At 38.0% G+C, this 274-nt stretch carries 1 protein-coding gene; it reads left to right on the top strand.

Going from position 1 to position 274, the window contains the following annotated elements:
- Window positions 1-274: hypothetical protein (locus tag AAEZ02_RS22450; RefSeq protein WP_502959612.1), on the top strand; the 274-nt coding region annotated here is incomplete at both ends.

Below are 274 nucleotides of genomic sequence, written 5' to 3' on the forward strand. Positions count from 1 at the left end.
GTGTATTCAAAGTATCGTCAAATTTTTGAATACTTCGATGGTTTATTAGTTGGCTTAACCGCTACCCCAAAAGATGAAGTTGAAAAAGACACTTATAGCATTTTTGACTTACAAAAAGGCATGCCGACTTACGCTTATGAAGATGTCAGCGCCTATGCCGAAAAGTACCTAGTACCACCGACTAAGATAACCGTTAAAACTAAATTCTTGCGCGATGGCATTAAATACAAAGAGTTGTCGAAAGATGAGCAATTAGAGTGGGAAAGCAAAACAG

The organism is Shewanella sp. T24-MNA-CIBAN-0130 (genome assembly GCF_040310185.1).
Classification (GTDB): domain Bacteria; phylum Pseudomonadota; class Gammaproteobacteria; order Enterobacterales; family Shewanellaceae; genus Shewanella; species Shewanella psychromarinicola.